The organism is Streptomyces sp. NPDC059564 (genome assembly GCF_042735575.1).
In the GTDB taxonomy this organism is placed as follows: Bacteria; Actinomycetota; Actinomycetes; order Streptomycetales; family Streptomycetaceae; genus Streptomyces.
Map to the genome: position 1 here is coordinate 1 of NZ_JBHWBP010000060.1, position 13,262 is coordinate 13,262.

Here is a 13,262-nt window from a genome sequence, read left to right on the forward strand (position 1 = left end):
CCGCACGCGGTGCGCCCCGTAGGCGCGTCCGAGGGAGCCCGGGCCCGGGTCCGCGCGCGCCGCACCGATGAGTTCCGGCCCGGCCGGGAGTCTGAACGGTGCAAGGCGAACGAGCGCCTACCCCAAGGAGCGCAGTGCCATGGGCAAGCTGACCCTGACCACCTTCCTCACCCTCGACGGCGTCATGCAGGCCCCCGGCGGGCCCGAGGAGGACCCCGACGGCGGCTTCGCCTACGGCGGCTGGGTCGCGCCCTTCGCCGACGAGGGCATGGGGGAGTTCATCACCGAGGTGTTCGACCGCGCCGGCGCCTTCCTCCTCGGCCGCCGGACCTACGAGATCTTCGCCGGCTACTGGCCGCGCCACGACGACCCGGCCGACCCGATCGCGGGCCCCCTCAACCGGTTGCCGAAGTACGTGGCCTCCACCACCCTCAAGGAACCCTCCTGGGCCGGCACCACGGTGGTGGACGGGGAACAGCTCCAGTCGGAGGTGGTCCGGGCCAAGGACGCCACCGACGGGGAGCTCCAGATCCACGGCAGCGGACAACTGGCCCAGTGGCTCCTCGCGCGGGACCTCGTCGAAGAGCTGAACCTGCTGGTCTTCCCCGTCTTCCTCGGTGGGGGCCGGCGCCTGTTCCCGACCGGCGGACTCCCGACGGCCTTCGAACTGACCGCCTCCCGGATCACCTCGAGCGGGATCGCCGCGCACACGTACCGGCCGACGGGCCGGGCCTCCTTCGGCACCGTGGGCGACTGAGGCGCGGGAGGCCCCGGCGGCGGCCCCGGAAACGGGTCGACCGGGAAGATCGACTCGGCTACGGTGAGCCCGCATCCGTGCGAGCCACCGCCGTCTCCACGTCCTTCCCGCCGTCGGAGCCGCCCCGGTGTCCACCCTCGCCGCCCCCGCCCCCGCCCTCGCCCCCCGCCGGGCCTGGCTCGCGGACCTGCCCGTCCTGCTCGTCGCCGTCGTCTGGGGCGGCAGCTACCTCGCCGCCAAGGGGATCACCACCGCGCACACCGTGATCGCGGTGCTCGTGCTGCGCTTCGCGCTCGTCCTGCCCGTCCTCGTCCTCGCCGGATGGCGGCGGCTGCGCGCGCTGAGCCCAGCCCAGCTGCGCGGGGCCGGGGTGCTGGGCCTCGTCCTCGGCGGGATCTTCCTGCTGGAGACCTACGGGGTGGTGCACACCTCCGCCACCAACGCCGGGCTGATCATCAGCCTGACCATGATCTTCACCCCGCTCGCGGAGTCCGCCGTACGGCGCACCGCCCCCTCGGCCGCCTTCCTCGGCGCCGCCGCCGTCTCCGTCGCCGGAGTCGTGCTGCTCACCCAGGGCGCCGGGTTCACCGCCCCCGGCCTGGGCGACCTGCTGATCCTCGGCGCGGCCCTCGCCCGGACCCTGCACGTCCTGCTGATGGCCCGGATCAAGGCCGTCCAGGACGCCGACTCGCTCTCCCTGACCACCGTCCAGCTCGGCGGCGCCGTCCTGCTCTTCGCCGCCCTCGCCGCCTTCCCGGGGACGGGCGCCACGCCCTGGGCGGCCGCGGCGGACTTCGGCCCCGCCGAGTGGGCCGGGCTCGCGTTCCTGTCCGTCCTCTGCACCCTCTTCGCGTTCTTCGTGCAGATGTGGGCCGTACGAAGGACCTCGCCCTCCCGGGTCAGCCTGCTGCTCGGCACCGAACCGCTGTGGGCGGCCGGCGCGGGCATCGCCATCGGCGGCGAGCACCTCGGCCCCCTCGGCCTCGCGGGCGTGGCCATGGTCCTGGCCGGCACCGCCTGGGGCCGCCGCGCCGCGGGCTGAACGGCCGAACGACTGAACGGATGAACGGCCGAACGATGGCCGGGAAACGCCTCCTCCGGGCTTGATCACCGGCCCTACTGTGATCCGCATGCCCGCCCTAGAGATCCGGGAGCTCGTCCATCCGTACGGGGCGGCGCTCCCGCCGGGACCGCTCGCACGCCTCCGCGACCCGGAACGCGGCCAGCCCCTCCCGGCCGTCGCAGGGGTTGGGTCCCTCGCCGCGCACCAGGCTGACGAAGGCCCCCAGCTCGGCCTCGTAGGCGGGCCCGAACCGCTCCAGGAACCCGGTCCACGGCTTGCTCGCCGGGGGCGGGCCGTTCGGCTCCGTCGAGGCGATCGGCGTACGGTCGTCCAGCCCGGAGGTGACCTGGTCCAGCTCCCCGGCCAGCTCCATCCGTACGTCGTACCCGGCGCCGTTGCACCGGGTGGCGGTACTGGTGACCAGCGTCCCGTCGTCGAGGGTGAGCAGAGCCGCCGCCGTGTCCACGTCGCCCGCCTCCCGGAACCGGGCCGGGCCCGCGTCCGAACCGGCCGCGTACACCTCGACGGGCTCGTGCCCGGTCACCCAGCGGACCATGTCGAAGTCGTGCACCATGCAGTCCCGGTACAGCCCGCCGGAGCCCGCGAGGTACGCGGCGGGCGGCGGAGCGGCGTCGGCCGTCATCGTCCGTACGGTGTGCAGCCGCCCCAGCGCACCCGAACGGACCAGTTCCCGGGCGGTGCGGCAGCCCGCGTCGAAGCGGCGCATGAAGCCCAGCTGGAGGGTCCCCCCGACGGACTCCACCTCGCGCAGCACCGCCAGGGTGCGCTCCAGGTCCGGGGCCAGGGGCTTCTCGCAGAACACCGGCAGCCCGCCGCGCACCGCCCGTACGACCAGCTCGGCGTGCGCCCCGGTGGCGCAGGCCACGACCAGCGCGTCCACGCCCCAGGTGAAGACCTGTTCGACGGAGGGCGCGGCGGTGGCCCCCAGCCGGTCCGCGAGCCGCGCGGCCCGCCCCGGGTCGGCGTCGGCCAGCAGCAGCGAACCGGCGTCCGGCCGACGGGCCAGGGCCGCCGCGTGGAAGGAGCCGATCCGGCCCGTTCCGATGAGCCCGATGCGCATGCACTCAACCTGGCCCCGTCCGGGGGAGCTGTCAATCTGCCCCGCTCTGTCCCGGGAAGGCCACGATGGTGGCGGCGGCCCCCGATGGGCCCGCCAGGTCCGCTGTGGCGGATACTGGGCGGCTGGAACCGGAAAGACCACTGTGAGTCCGGTGGCAGGTACAACGAGGGAAGGGCGCGGCGACGTGGCTAGGGTTCGGACAGGGGTACGCGTCGTGGGCGCCGTGCTCGCGGTGGTACTGGGAGCCTCCCTCGCGGGCTGCAGCAGCACGGGCGGCAAGCGCGCCGAGGAGCGGGCGAAGGCCGCCGAGGCGGGCCGGCCCGCCGTGTCCACGCCGCGCTGGACCTTCGCGATGGTGACCCACGCGGGCGACGGCGACACCTTCTGGGACATCGTCCAGAAGGGTGCCAAGGAGGCCGCGGCGAAGGACAACATCAACTTCGTGTACGCGCACGACGACCAGGCGCAGCAGCAGGCCCAGTTCGTGCAGAACGCGATCGACCAGAAGGTCGACGGGATCGTCGTCAGCCTCGCCAAGCCCGAGGCCCTCAAGGACGTCATCGGCAAGGCCGTCAAGGCCGGCATCCCCGTCATCACGGTCAACTCCGGATCCGCCCAGTCGGCCGAGTACGGCGCCCTGACCCACATCGGCCAGGACGAAGCGATCGCGGGCGAGGCGGTCGGCACCGAGCTGACCAAGCGCGGCCGCAAGAAGGCCGTCTGCGTCCTGCACGAGCAGGGCAACGTCGGCCACGAGCAGCGCTGCGCCGGGGCGAAGAAGTCCTTCGGCGGCAGCATGGAGAACCTCTACGTCGAGGGCACGAACATGCCCTCCGTACAGGCCGCCATCCAGGCGAAGCTGCAGGCCGACCCCTCCGTCGACGCGATCGTCACCCTCGGCGCCCCCTTCGCCCCCACCGCCGTCAAGGCGAAGGACGCGGCGGGCAGCAAGGCCGAGGTCGACACCTTCGACCTCAACGAGTCCGTCGCCCGCGACCTGAAGTCCGGCGCCCTCGGCTTCGCCGTGGACCAGCAGCCCTACCTCCAGGGCTACGAGGCCATCGACCTGCTGTGGCTCTACCGCTACAACGCGGACGTCCTCGGCGGCGGCCGCCCGGTGCTGACCGGGCCGCAGATCGTCACCAAGGACGAGGCCGCCAAGCTGGAGGAGTTCATCAAGCGGGGCAGCCGATGAGCGCCGGCTCCGCCACCGCCGACGAACGGCTCGCGCCGACCTCGTACGTCCGCAAGCTCCTCGGGCGCCCCGAGCTGGGTGCCGTCGTCGGGGCGGCCGCCGTCTTCGTCTTCTTCTCCTTCGCCGCCCCCAGCTTCCTGCAGGCCTCCAGCCTGAGCACGATCCTGTACTCGGCCTCCACCATCGGGATCATGGCCGTCCCCGTGGCGCTGCTGATGATCGGCGGCGAGTTCGACCTCTCCGCCGGCGTCATGGTCACCACCTCGGCGCTGGTCGCCTCGATGTTCAGCTACCAGATGACCGCCAACGTATGGGTGGGCGTCGGGGTGTCGCTGCTGGTCACCCTGGCCATCGGCTTCTTCAACGGGTTCATGCTGACCCGCACCAGACTGCCGAGCTTCATCATCACGCTCGGCACCTTCCTGATGCTGACCGGCCTGAACCTCGGCTTCACCAAGCTGATCAGCGGCTCCGTCTCCACCAAGACGATCGCCGACATGGAGGGCTTCTCCTCCGCCCGGGCCCTGTTCGCCTCGCAGTGGAACATCGGCTCGGTCACCCTCAAGGTCACCATCCTGTGGTGGTTCGCCCTGGTCGCCGTCGCCACCTGGATCCTGCTGCGCACCCGCGCCGGGAACTGGATCTTCGCCGTGGGCGGCGGGGCCGACGCGGCCCGCGCCACCGGCGTCCCCGTCGTCAAGACGCGGATCGGCCTCTACATGGGCGTCGCGCTGTGCGCCTGGATCTCCGGGCAGCACATCCTGTTCTCCTTCGACGTCGTCCAGTCGGGCGAGGGCGTCGGCAACGAGTTCCTGTACATCATCGCGGCGGTCATCGGTGGCTGTCTGATGACCGGAGGCTACGGCTCCGCCATCGGCTCGGCCGTGGGCGCCTTCATCTTCGGCATGACCAGCAACGGCATCGTGTACGCGCAGTGGAACCCGGACTGGTTCAAGTTCTTCCTCGGCGCCATGCTCCTGCTGGCGACGCTGCTCAACGCATGGGTCCGCAAGCGGGCGGAGGCGACCAAGTGACCACCAAGACCGCGCCCGTTCCCGAGACCGGGACCGCCCTGGTCAAGCTGACCGACGTCAGCAAGTACTACGGCAGCATCCGCGCCCTCCAGGGGGTCTCCCTGGAGGTCTCGGCCGGCGAGATCACCTGTGTGCTCGGCGACAACGGCGCCGGCAAGTCCACCCTCATCAAGATCATCGCGGGGCTGCACCGGCACGACGCCGGCTCCTTCGAGATCGAGGGGGAGGAGACCGTGCTCGCCAACCCGCGCGCGGCCCTCGACCGCGGCATCGCGACCGTCTACCAGGACCTCGCCGTCGTCCCCCTGATGCCGGTCTGGCGCAACTTCTTCCTCGGCTCCGAGCCCACCAAGGGCCGCGGCCCCTTCCGCCGCCTCGACGTGGAGCTGATGCGCGAGACCACCCGCGCCGAGCTGCTGCGCATGGGCATCGACCTGCGCGACGTCGACCAGCCCATCGGCACCCTGTCCGGCGGCGAGCGCCAGTGCGTGGCCATCGCCCGCGCCGTGTACTTCGGGGCGAAGGTCCTCGTCCTGGACGAGCCCACCGCGGCCCTCGGCGTGAAGCAGTCGGGCGTGGTCCTCAAGTACGTCGCCGCCGCCCGCGACGCCGGTCTCGGCGTGGTCCTGATCACCCACAACCCGCACCACGCGTACCTGGTCGGGGACCGTTTCGTGCTCCTCAAGCGGGGCACGATGGCCGGCAGCCACACCCGGGACTCGATCACCCTGGACGAGCTCACCCGGCAGATGGCGGGCGGCTCGGAACTGGACGAGCTGAGCCACGAACTGGAGCGGGTGGCAGAATCAGGACCGGGCACCCCCGCCGGCACCGCTTCCGGCAGCCCTTCCGACTCCGCCTCCGACAGGGACGACACGACTCGATGAGCACGTACCGGGACTTCGCGCTCTCCCACCGGGGCGCGGCGCGAGGCACCGTCCTGCGGACCGTCGGGACCCGTGAGCGCCGGTCGCTGCTGACCGCCCCGCGCGTCCCGACCGTCGGCATCGACATCGGCGGCACCAAGGTGATGGCCGGCGTCGTCGACGCCGACGGGGTCATCCTGGAGAAGATCCGCACCGAGACCCCGGACAAGTCCAAGAGCCCCAAGGTCGTCGAGGACACCATCGTCGAGCTGGTCCTGGACCTCTCCGACCGGCACGACGTGCACGCGGTCGGGATCGGCGCCGCCGGCTGGGTCGACGCCGACCGCTCCCGCGTGCTCTTCGCACCCCACCTGGCCTGGCGCGACGAACCGCTGCGCGACGCGCTCCAGTCCCGGCTCGCGGTCCCGGTCATGGTCGACAACGATGCCAACACCGCCGCCTGGGCCGAGTGGCGCTTCGGCGCGGGCCGCGGCGAGGACCACCTCGTCATGATCACGCTCGGCACCGGCATCGGCGGGGCCATCCTCGAAGGCGGCCAGGTCAAGCGCGGCCGCTACGGGGTCGCCGGCGAGTTCGGCCACATGCAGGTCGTGCCCGGCGGCCACCGCTGCCCCTGCGGCAACCGAGGCTGCTGGGAGCAGTACAGCTCCGGCAACGCGCTGGTGCGCGAGGCCCGCGAGCTGGCCGCCGCCGACTCCCCGGTCGCGTACAACATCATCGCCAGGGTCGGCGGCAACGTCCAGGAGATCACCGGGCCGCTCATCACCGAGCTGGCCCGCGAGGGCGACGCCATGTGCGTCGAGCTGCTCCAGGACATCGGCCAGTGGCTCGGCGTCGGCATCGCCAACCTCGCCGCCGCCCTCGACCCGTCCTGCTTCGTCATCGGCGGCGGCGTCAGCGCCGCCGACGACCTGCTCATCGGGCCCGCCCGCGACGCCTTCCGGCGCCACCTCACCGGCCGCGGCTACCGCCCCGAGGCGCGGATCGCCAAGGCCCAGCTCGGCCCCGAGGCGGGCATGGTCGGCGCCGCCGACCTCGCCCGGCTCGTCGCCCGCCGCTTCCGCCGCGCCACGCGCCGCCGCGTCGAGCGCTACGAGCGCTACGCGCAGTTCGGCCTGCGCCCGGCCGTCGGCGGGGTGGCGGCCAAGGAACCCAAGGCCCCCAAGGACCAGGACCAGTGACACCGCCCTCCGTGCCCAGACAGGCGTCCTCCCCCGAGGCGGACGGCCCCCGCCCGCCCACCGAGGAGGAGCGCCAGGACCTCCAGGACCGCAAGACCACCGTCCGGCGCCGCTGGATCACCGCGATCATCATCCTGCTGCTCGTCGGGGTCCCGGCGGGCTACCTCGCCGTGTCCGCCCAGCAGAGCCGCGAGAGCGGCCGGGACAAGGCCGCCAAGGTGGGCGCCGTCAAGGTGCGCGAGTCCTGGCCCTCCCAGGTGCAGCGCAGCGTGTACGAGGTGCCGATCCCGATGATGGCCTCGCTGGTCGGCTACCTGGAGACGAACAACTGGCACACCAGCCGGCTGTTCGTGCAGTTCGGGGTCACCCCCCGGGAGCTGGACACCTTCCTGGCCGACGTCGGCACCAGCCGGGAGGCGCTGACGCCCGGAGTGACGATCTCCGCGCACGACGCCCAGGTCGCCGGCTGGAGCTGGAGCCCGAGGCACAAGTGGTCCGGGATCACCCTGGACGCCAAGGACCCGCGCCCCACCCGGGACATCACGGTCGACCTGACCAACCCGGCGAACCCGCGCGTGTACGTGGTCTCCACGACGGTGCCGTAGCCCCCGCCGGCCGGTGCGCCCGCCTAAGGTGAGACGCATGAAGCTCACCAAACGGCTGCACTCCTGCGTCCAGTTGGAGAAGGACGGGCGCACGCTCGTCATCGACCCGGGCGCCTTCAGCGAACCGGACGCGGGCCTCGGCGCGGACGTCCTGCTCGTCACCCACGAGCATCCGGACCACTTCGAGGAGGGCCGGATCCGCGCCGCCCTCGACGCGAACCCCGGGGCGGCGCTGTGGACCCTGCGCAGCGTCGCCGAGAAGCTGTCCGCCGCCTACCCCGGCCGGGTGCACACCGTGGGCCACGGCGACGCCTTCGACGCCGCCGGTTTCTCGGTACGGGTCCACGGCGAGCTGCACGCCGTGATCCATCCGGACGTCCCGCGGATCACCAATGTCGGCTTCCTCGTGGAAGGTTCCCTCTTCCACCCCGGGGACGCGCTGACCGTGCCGGACGCCCCCGTCGACACGCTGATGCTGCCGGTGCACGCCCCCTGGAACAAGATCGCCGAGGTGATCGACTACGTTCGCGAGGTCAAGCCGCGCCAGGCGATCGACATCCACGACGCCTACCTCTCGGACATCGCCCGGCCCATCTACGACGGCGCCCTGGCGGGCCTCGGCGGCGCCCCCCACCGCCGCCTCGGGGCGGGCGAGAGCGCCGCGCTCTGACTGTCGGTGCCGGGCGGTAGGTTTGAGGGCATGCGTATCGCCACGTACAACGTCAACTCGATCACCGCCCGGCTGCCGCGCCTGCTGGCCTGGCTGGAGTCCTCCGGCACGGACGTGCTGTGCGTCCAGGAGACCAAGTGCTCGGCGGAGCAGTTCCCCGCCGACGAGCTGCGCGAGCTGGGCTACGAGTCGGCCGTCAACGCCACCGGCCGGTGGAACGGCGTCGCCCTGCTCTCCCGCGTCGGCCTGGAGGACGTCACCCCGGGGCTGCCCGGCGGCCCGGACTACGAGGGCGTGCAGGAGCCCCGCGCGATCTCCGCGACCTGCGGCGGGGTCCGCGTCTGGTCGGTGTACGTGCCCAACGGCCGCGAGGTCGAGCACGACCACTACGGCTACAAGCTGGAGTGGTTCCGGGCCCTGGCCGGCGCCGTCGCCGAAGACGCCGCCGGACCGCGCCCGTTCGCCGTGCTCGGCGACTTCAACGTCGCGCCGACCGACGAGGACGTCTACGACCCGGCGGTCTTCGCGGGCCTGACCCACGTCACCCCGCCCGAGCGGGCCGCCCTGGAGGCCCTGCGCACCGCGGGCCTGTCCGACGTGTTCCCGCGCGCCCTCAAGTACGACCACCCGTACACGTTCTGGGACTACCGGATGCTCGCCTTCCCCAAGAACCGCGGCATGCGCATCGACCTCGTCTACGGGAACGCGCCCTTCACGAAGGCCGTCAAGGACGCTTACGTCGACCGCGAGGAGCGCAAGGGCAAGGGAGCCTCCGACCACGCCCCGGTCGTCGTCGACCTGGACCTCTAGACCCCGGCCCCGCCCACAACCGGGCGCGGCGATCAAGGCGCGCCCTGTGGCCAGCCGGGGATCCTGGTGCCAGGCTGGGCGATATGAACATCCCTTTCCTGGCCAACTGGCTGAACCGGCACGAAACGGAACAGGGTGCGGGGCTCGCCGCCGCCCTCGCGGATGATCCCGAGGGCGTCGTCGAGTTGTTCTCGGAGTGCGAGATGCTGCGGGCGCAGGCGTGGGTGGCCGGGCTCGAACTCGACCAGACCCCGGCCTCCTTGGAGGCTCTCGACCAGCTGATGCCGCGCTGGCGACGGGACCCCGAGGCCGTGCCCTGGCTCGGCAACGACGCGGGCTTCTACCTCGGGACCGTGATCATCCGCACGATCCCCGGGTCCGCCTGGCAGGTGTGGCCCAACGGCCAGCCCGTGATCCGGCTGGAGTCGGGGCGGGAGCTCAACGTGGTCGAGTCGGGGGTGTCCTGGGCGATGACCGGTTCCCCCGAGCTCAGCCAGGCCTACGCGGAGGCCTCCGAAGGCTGATCCGCCCGGTCCGTTCGGATCCTTTCCGGTCCTCCCTGCTCCTCCCTGGTCCTCCCCGATCCTTCTCGTACGACTGAAGAGCCAATGCGCTTTATGTACCTTTTAGGCGTGTCGAGGTGAAGCCCCTCCGGCGGCTGGATAGTTTGCGCTGACCTCGACACACCGACAAGTGGGCAGGGCAGCGTATGGCCGTCGATCCGTTGATCGAGCTGCGGGACGTCAACAAGCACTTCGGGAAGCTGCACGTCCTGAGGGACATCGACCTCACCGTCGGCCGCGGGGAGGTGGTGGTGATCATCGGCCCCTCCGGCTCCGGGAAGTCCACCCTCTGCCGGACCATCAACCGGCTGGAGACCATCGAGTCCGGCACGATCACCCTCGACGGCCGGCCCCTCCCCGCCGAGGGCAAGGAGCTGGCCCAGCTGCGCGCCGAGGTCGGGATGGTCTTCCAGTCCTTCAACCTCTTCGCGCACAGGACCGTCCTGGCCAACGTGTCCCTCGCGCAGGTCAAGGTCAGGAAGCGCAAGAGGGAGGAAGCCGACAAGCGCTCCCGGGAACTCCTGGACCGCGTCGGCCTCGCGGACCAGGCCGACAAGTACCCCGCCCAGCTCTCCGGCGGCCAGCAGCAGCGCGTGGCCATCGCCCGCGCCCTGGCGATGAGCCCCAAGGCCCTGCTCTTCGACGAGCCGACCTCCGCGCTCGACCCGGAGATGATCAACGAGGTGCTGGAGGTCATGCAGCAGCTCGCCGCCGAGGGCATGACCATGGTCGTGGTCACCCACGAGATGGGCTTCGCGCGCTCAGCCGCCAACCGGGTCGTCTTCATGGCCGACGGGAAGATCGTCGAGGACCGCACCCCGGAGGCGTTCTTCACGGCGCCCGAGAGCGAGCGCGCCAAGGACTTCCTCTCCAAGATCCTCAAGCACTGAGGGGCGGCCCGATGAAGCCCAGCCCGATGAAGCCCAGCCCGATGAAGCCCAGCCCGGTCAAGCACGTTCTGCGCGTCCTCGCCCTGATCCTCGCCCTCCTCGCGGCCGCCGCCTGCGGCAAGTCCGGCAGCCCCCCGGTCAAGGGCCCGCAGCCCGAGGACCTGCCCGTCTACCACGTGGCGACCGGCTTCCAGCTGCCGCAGTCCCGCACCTGGGAGCGGGCCAGGAAGCGCGGCCACCTGGTCGTCGGAGTCAAGGAGGACCAGCCGTACATGGGGGAGAAGGACCCCGCGACCGGGACCTACTCCGGATTCGACATCGAGATCGCCAAGATGATGTCCGCCTCCCTCGGCTTCGACCCCAAGACCATCGAGTTCAAGACGATCGCCTCCGCCAACCGCGAGACCGCCCTGCAGAACGGCCAGATCGACTACTACGTGGGCACCTACACGATCAACGACAACCGCAAGAAGCAGGTCGGCTTCGCCGGCCCCTACTTCATGGCCGGCCAGTCCCTGCTGGTCCGCAAGGACGAGAAGGACATCAAGGGCCCCGAGGACCTCGCCGGCAAGAAGGTCTGCTCGGCCGCCGGATCCACCCCCTACCAGCGCCTCCAGAAGGAGTACCCGAAGGCGGTCCTCGTCGCCTACGACACCTACTCGGTCTGCGTGGACAACCTGCTGACCTACCAGGTCGACGCCGTCTCCACCGACGACTCCATCCTCCTCGGCTACGCCGCCAAGGTCCCCGAGGAGCTCAAGGTCGTCGGCAAGCCCTTCTCCAAGGAGCCGTACGGCATCGGCGTACCGCGGTCCGACAACGCCCTGCGCTTCGCCCTCGACGACGCCCTCGCCGAGCACGAGAAGAACGGCGACTGGAAGAAGGCCTACGAGGCCACCCTCGGCCTCTCCGGCGAACCCGCCCCGACGCCGCCGCCCATCGACCGCTACCCGGCGAGCTGAGGGGAGAACGCCCCGCCATGAAGGTACTCACCGACAACTTCGACATCTACGTCAAGGGCTTCCTGGGCACCGTCCAACTGACCGTCTACGCCTCCCTCCTCGCCCTGGTCCTGGGCTTCCTGATGGCCTCCTTCCGGGTCGCGCCCGTCGGCTCCTTCCGGGTCTTCGGCACGGTCTGGGTGACCGTGCTGCGCAACACCCCGCTCACCCTGCTCTTCTTCGCGGTGCTGCTGGGCCTGCCCCGCTTCGGGGTGGTGCTCCCCTTCCAGGTCTTCGCCGTCCTGGCGCTGGGCTGCTACACCTCCGCCTTCATCTGCGAGGCGCTGCGCTCCGGCATCAACACCGTGCCCAAGGGGCAGGGCGAGGCGGCCCGCAGCCTCGGCATGTCCTTCGCGCAGACCCTGGGCACGGTGGTGCTGCCGCAGGCCTTCCGCTCGGTGATCCCGCCCATCGGCTCCACGCTGATCGCCCTCGCCAAGAACTCGGCGATCGCCGGCGCCTTCAGCGTCAACGAGCTGCTGGGCACGTACAAGACGCTCAGCGAGCTGGGCTACAACATCATCTGGACCTTCGTCTGGATCGCCGTGGGGTACCTGATCATCACCCTGTCCATCAGCGCGCTCTTCAACGTGCTGGAGAAGCGCTACGGAGTCGCCCGATGACCGCGCACGCGCTGCACGGGGACACGCAGTCCACCGCCCTGTACGACCTGCCCGGCCCGCGCACCCGGCGCCGGCACTTCCTCTACGGGATCGTCTCGACGGTCGTCATCCTGGGACTGCTGGCCTGGATCCTCTACCTGCTGTTCGACACGAACCAGTTCACCGCCGCCAAGTGGGGCCCCTTCGCGTACGAGGGCATCCAGGAACTGCTGCTCAGGGGTCTGGGCAACACCCTCAAGGCCTTCGCCTACGCCTCGGTGCTCTCGCTGCTGCTCGGCGCGGTGCTCGCCACCGGACGGCTCTCGGTGCACCGGCCCGTGCGCCTGCTGGCGACGCTGTGCGTGGAGTTCTTCCGGGCCATGCCGGTGCTGGTGATGATCTTCTTCATCTTCGTCGCCCTGAAGGTGCAGCCGCTGCCCGCGCTGGTCGCGGGGCTGACCCTGTACAACGGGTCGGTGCTGGCCGAGGTCTTCCGTACGGGCATCAACGCGGTGGACCGGGGCCAGCGCGAGGCGGCGTACGCCCTGGGCATGCGCAAGACGCAGGTCATGACCCACGTCCTGGCCCCGCAGGCGGTCCGCGCGATGCTGCCCACCATCATCAGCCAGCTGGTGGTCGCGCTGAAGGACACCTCGCTCGGCTACCTGATCACCTACGAGGAGTTCCTGCACGCGGGCAAGCTGATCGCCTCGAACCTGGACTACGACCTGCCCTTCATCCCCGTGGTGATGATCATCTCCCCGATCTACATCGGGATGTGCATGCTCCTGTCCTGGTTCGCCACCTGGGTGGCCCGGCGGGAGCGGCGGAGCCCCAAGACCTCGGCGGTCGAGGTCGCCCCCGCGCAGCCGGAGATCGTGCTGCCGGGGCGGTGAGGGCCGCCCCGCCCCGGCAGCAGCCGT

General features: G+C 71.2%; 15 protein-coding genes. 14 read left to right on the forward strand and 1 reads right to left on the reverse strand.

Going from position 1 to position 13,262, the window contains the following annotated elements:
* Positions 1–139 precede the first annotated feature (139 nt).
* Both ACFV0Q_RS13720 and ACFV0Q_RS13725 read left to right on the forward strand, forming a co-directional pair.
* Positions 140–757, forward strand: coding sequence for a dihydrofolate reductase family protein (locus ACFV0Q_RS13720; protein ID WP_385004756.1), 618 nt, complete (start codon positions 140–142; stop codon positions 755–757).
* Between the two features lie 127 nt (positions 758–884).
* Positions 885–1,799, forward strand: a complete 915-nt coding sequence (locus ACFV0Q_RS13725) for a DMT family transporter (protein ID WP_385004758.1) — start codon at positions 885–887, stop codon at positions 1,797–1,799.
* A 97-nt stretch (positions 1,800–1,896) separates the two neighbouring features.
* Here the strand turns inward: ACFV0Q_RS13725 and ACFV0Q_RS13730 are convergent, their stop codons facing one another.
* On the reverse strand, positions 1,897–2,901 hold the full coding sequence (locus tag ACFV0Q_RS13730) for a Gfo/Idh/MocA family oxidoreductase (RefSeq protein ID WP_385004760.1): 1,005 nt from the start codon (positions 2,899–2,901) through the stop codon (positions 1,897–1,899).
* Between the two features lie 214 nt (positions 2,902–3,115).
* Here ACFV0Q_RS13730 and ACFV0Q_RS13735 point away from each other — a divergent pair, with 214 nt between their 5' ends.
* The 12 genes from ACFV0Q_RS13735 (at position 3,116) to ACFV0Q_RS13790 (ending at position 13,235) form a co-directional block, all read left to right on the forward strand.
* Positions 3,116–4,096, forward strand: a complete 981-nt coding sequence (locus ACFV0Q_RS13735; RefSeq protein WP_385004762.1) for a sugar ABC transporter substrate-binding protein — start codon at positions 3,116–3,118, stop codon at positions 4,094–4,096.
* The gene (locus ACFV0Q_RS13740; RefSeq protein ID WP_385004764.1) at positions 4,093–5,130 is read left to right on the forward strand and encodes an ABC transporter permease; all 1,038 of its coding nucleotides are present in this window, start codon (positions 4,093–4,095) and stop codon (positions 5,128–5,130) included. Before ACFV0Q_RS13735 ends, ACFV0Q_RS13740 begins: the two co-directional genes overlap by 4 nt.
* A complete protein-coding gene (locus tag ACFV0Q_RS13745) occupies positions 5,097–6,017 on the forward strand; it encodes an ATP-binding cassette domain-containing protein (RefSeq protein ID WP_385004766.1) in 921 nt (306 codons plus the stop codon). Before ACFV0Q_RS13740 ends, ACFV0Q_RS13745 begins: the two co-directional genes overlap by 34 nt.
* Entirely contained in the window at positions 6,014–7,198 is a 1,185-nt protein-coding gene (locus ACFV0Q_RS13750; protein WP_385004768.1) for an ROK family glucokinase, read from the forward strand. Before ACFV0Q_RS13745 ends, ACFV0Q_RS13750 begins: the two co-directional genes overlap by 4 nt.
* An 11-nt stretch (positions 7,199–7,209) precedes the next feature.
* Positions 7,210–7,803 (forward strand): hypothetical protein, encoded by a 594-nt coding sequence (locus ACFV0Q_RS13755; protein ID WP_385004770.1) that lies wholly within the window; start codon positions 7,210–7,212, stop codon positions 7,801–7,803.
* 37 nt (positions 7,804–7,840) lie between these two features.
* A complete protein-coding gene (locus ACFV0Q_RS13760; RefSeq protein WP_385004772.1) occupies positions 7,841–8,473 on the forward strand; it encodes an MBL fold metallo-hydrolase in 633 nt (210 codons plus the stop codon).
* A gap of 30 nt (positions 8,474–8,503) precedes the next feature.
* On the forward strand, positions 8,504–9,283 hold the full coding sequence (locus ACFV0Q_RS13765) for an exodeoxyribonuclease III (RefSeq protein ID WP_385004774.1): 780 nt from the start codon (positions 8,504–8,506) through the stop codon (positions 9,281–9,283).
* 83 nt (positions 9,284–9,366) lie between these two features.
* Positions 9,367–9,807, forward strand: a complete 441-nt coding sequence (locus ACFV0Q_RS13770; protein WP_385004776.1) for a DUF6278 family protein — start codon at positions 9,367–9,369, stop codon at positions 9,805–9,807.
* A gap of 185 nt (positions 9,808–9,992) precedes the next feature.
* The gene (locus ACFV0Q_RS13775) at positions 9,993–10,736 is read left to right on the forward strand and encodes an amino acid ABC transporter ATP-binding protein (protein WP_385004778.1); all 744 of its coding nucleotides are present in this window, start codon (positions 9,993–9,995) and stop codon (positions 10,734–10,736) included.
* A gap of 41 nt (positions 10,737–10,777) precedes the next feature.
* On the forward strand, positions 10,778–11,698 hold the full coding sequence (locus ACFV0Q_RS13780; protein ID WP_385004816.1) for a glutamate ABC transporter substrate-binding protein: 921 nt from the start codon (positions 10,778–10,780) through the stop codon (positions 11,696–11,698).
* 17 nt (positions 11,699–11,715) lie between these two features.
* On the forward strand, positions 11,716–12,360 hold the full coding sequence (locus ACFV0Q_RS13785; protein WP_385004780.1) for an amino acid ABC transporter permease: 645 nt from the start codon (positions 11,716–11,718) through the stop codon (positions 12,358–12,360).
* Positions 12,357–13,235: an amino acid ABC transporter permease gene (locus tag ACFV0Q_RS13790; protein ID WP_385004782.1), complete on the forward strand. Its 879-nt coding sequence runs from the start codon at positions 12,357–12,359 to the stop codon at positions 13,233–13,235. Before ACFV0Q_RS13785 ends, ACFV0Q_RS13790 begins: the two co-directional genes overlap by 4 nt.
* Positions 13,236–13,262: the final 27 nt, after the last annotated feature.

Bases quoted from the DNA above. Each gene is read 5' to 3' on its own strand.
- ACFV0Q_RS13740 (WP_385004764.1), top strand. From the start codon at position 4,093: ATGAGCGCCGGCTCCGCCACCGCCGACGAACGGCTCGCGCCGACCTCG.
- ACFV0Q_RS13790 (WP_385004782.1), top strand. From the start codon at position 12,357: ATGACCGCGCACGCGCTGCACGGGGACACGCAGTCCACCGCCCTGTAC.
- ACFV0Q_RS13780 (WP_385004816.1), top strand. From the start codon at position 10,778: ATGAAGCCCAGCCCGGTCAAGCACGTTCTGCGCGTCCTCGCCCTGATC.
- ACFV0Q_RS13750 (WP_385004768.1), top strand. From the start codon at position 6,014: ATGAGCACGTACCGGGACTTCGCGCTCTCCCACCGGGGCGCGGCGCGA.
- ACFV0Q_RS13785 (WP_385004780.1), top strand. From the start codon at position 11,716: ATGAAGGTACTCACCGACAACTTCGACATCTACGTCAAGGGCTTCCTG.
- ACFV0Q_RS13760 (WP_385004772.1), top strand. From the start codon at position 7,841: ATGAAGCTCACCAAACGGCTGCACTCCTGCGTCCAGTTGGAGAAGGAC.
- ACFV0Q_RS13770 (WP_385004776.1), top strand. From the start codon at position 9,367: ATGAACATCCCTTTCCTGGCCAACTGGCTGAACCGGCACGAAACGGAA.
- ACFV0Q_RS13720 (WP_385004756.1), top strand. From the start codon at position 140: ATGGGCAAGCTGACCCTGACCACCTTCCTCACCCTCGACGGCGTCATG.
- ACFV0Q_RS13745 (WP_385004766.1), top strand. From the start codon at position 5,097: ATGGGTCCGCAAGCGGGCGGAGGCGACCAAGTGACCACCAAGACCGCG.
- ACFV0Q_RS13730 (WP_385004760.1), bottom strand. From the start codon at position 2,901: ATGCGCATCGGGCTCATCGGAACGGGCCGGATCGGCTCCTTCCACGCG.
- ACFV0Q_RS13775 (WP_385004778.1), top strand. From the start codon at position 9,993: ATGGCCGTCGATCCGTTGATCGAGCTGCGGGACGTCAACAAGCACTTC.
- ACFV0Q_RS13765 (WP_385004774.1), top strand. From the start codon at position 8,504: ATGCGTATCGCCACGTACAACGTCAACTCGATCACCGCCCGGCTGCCG.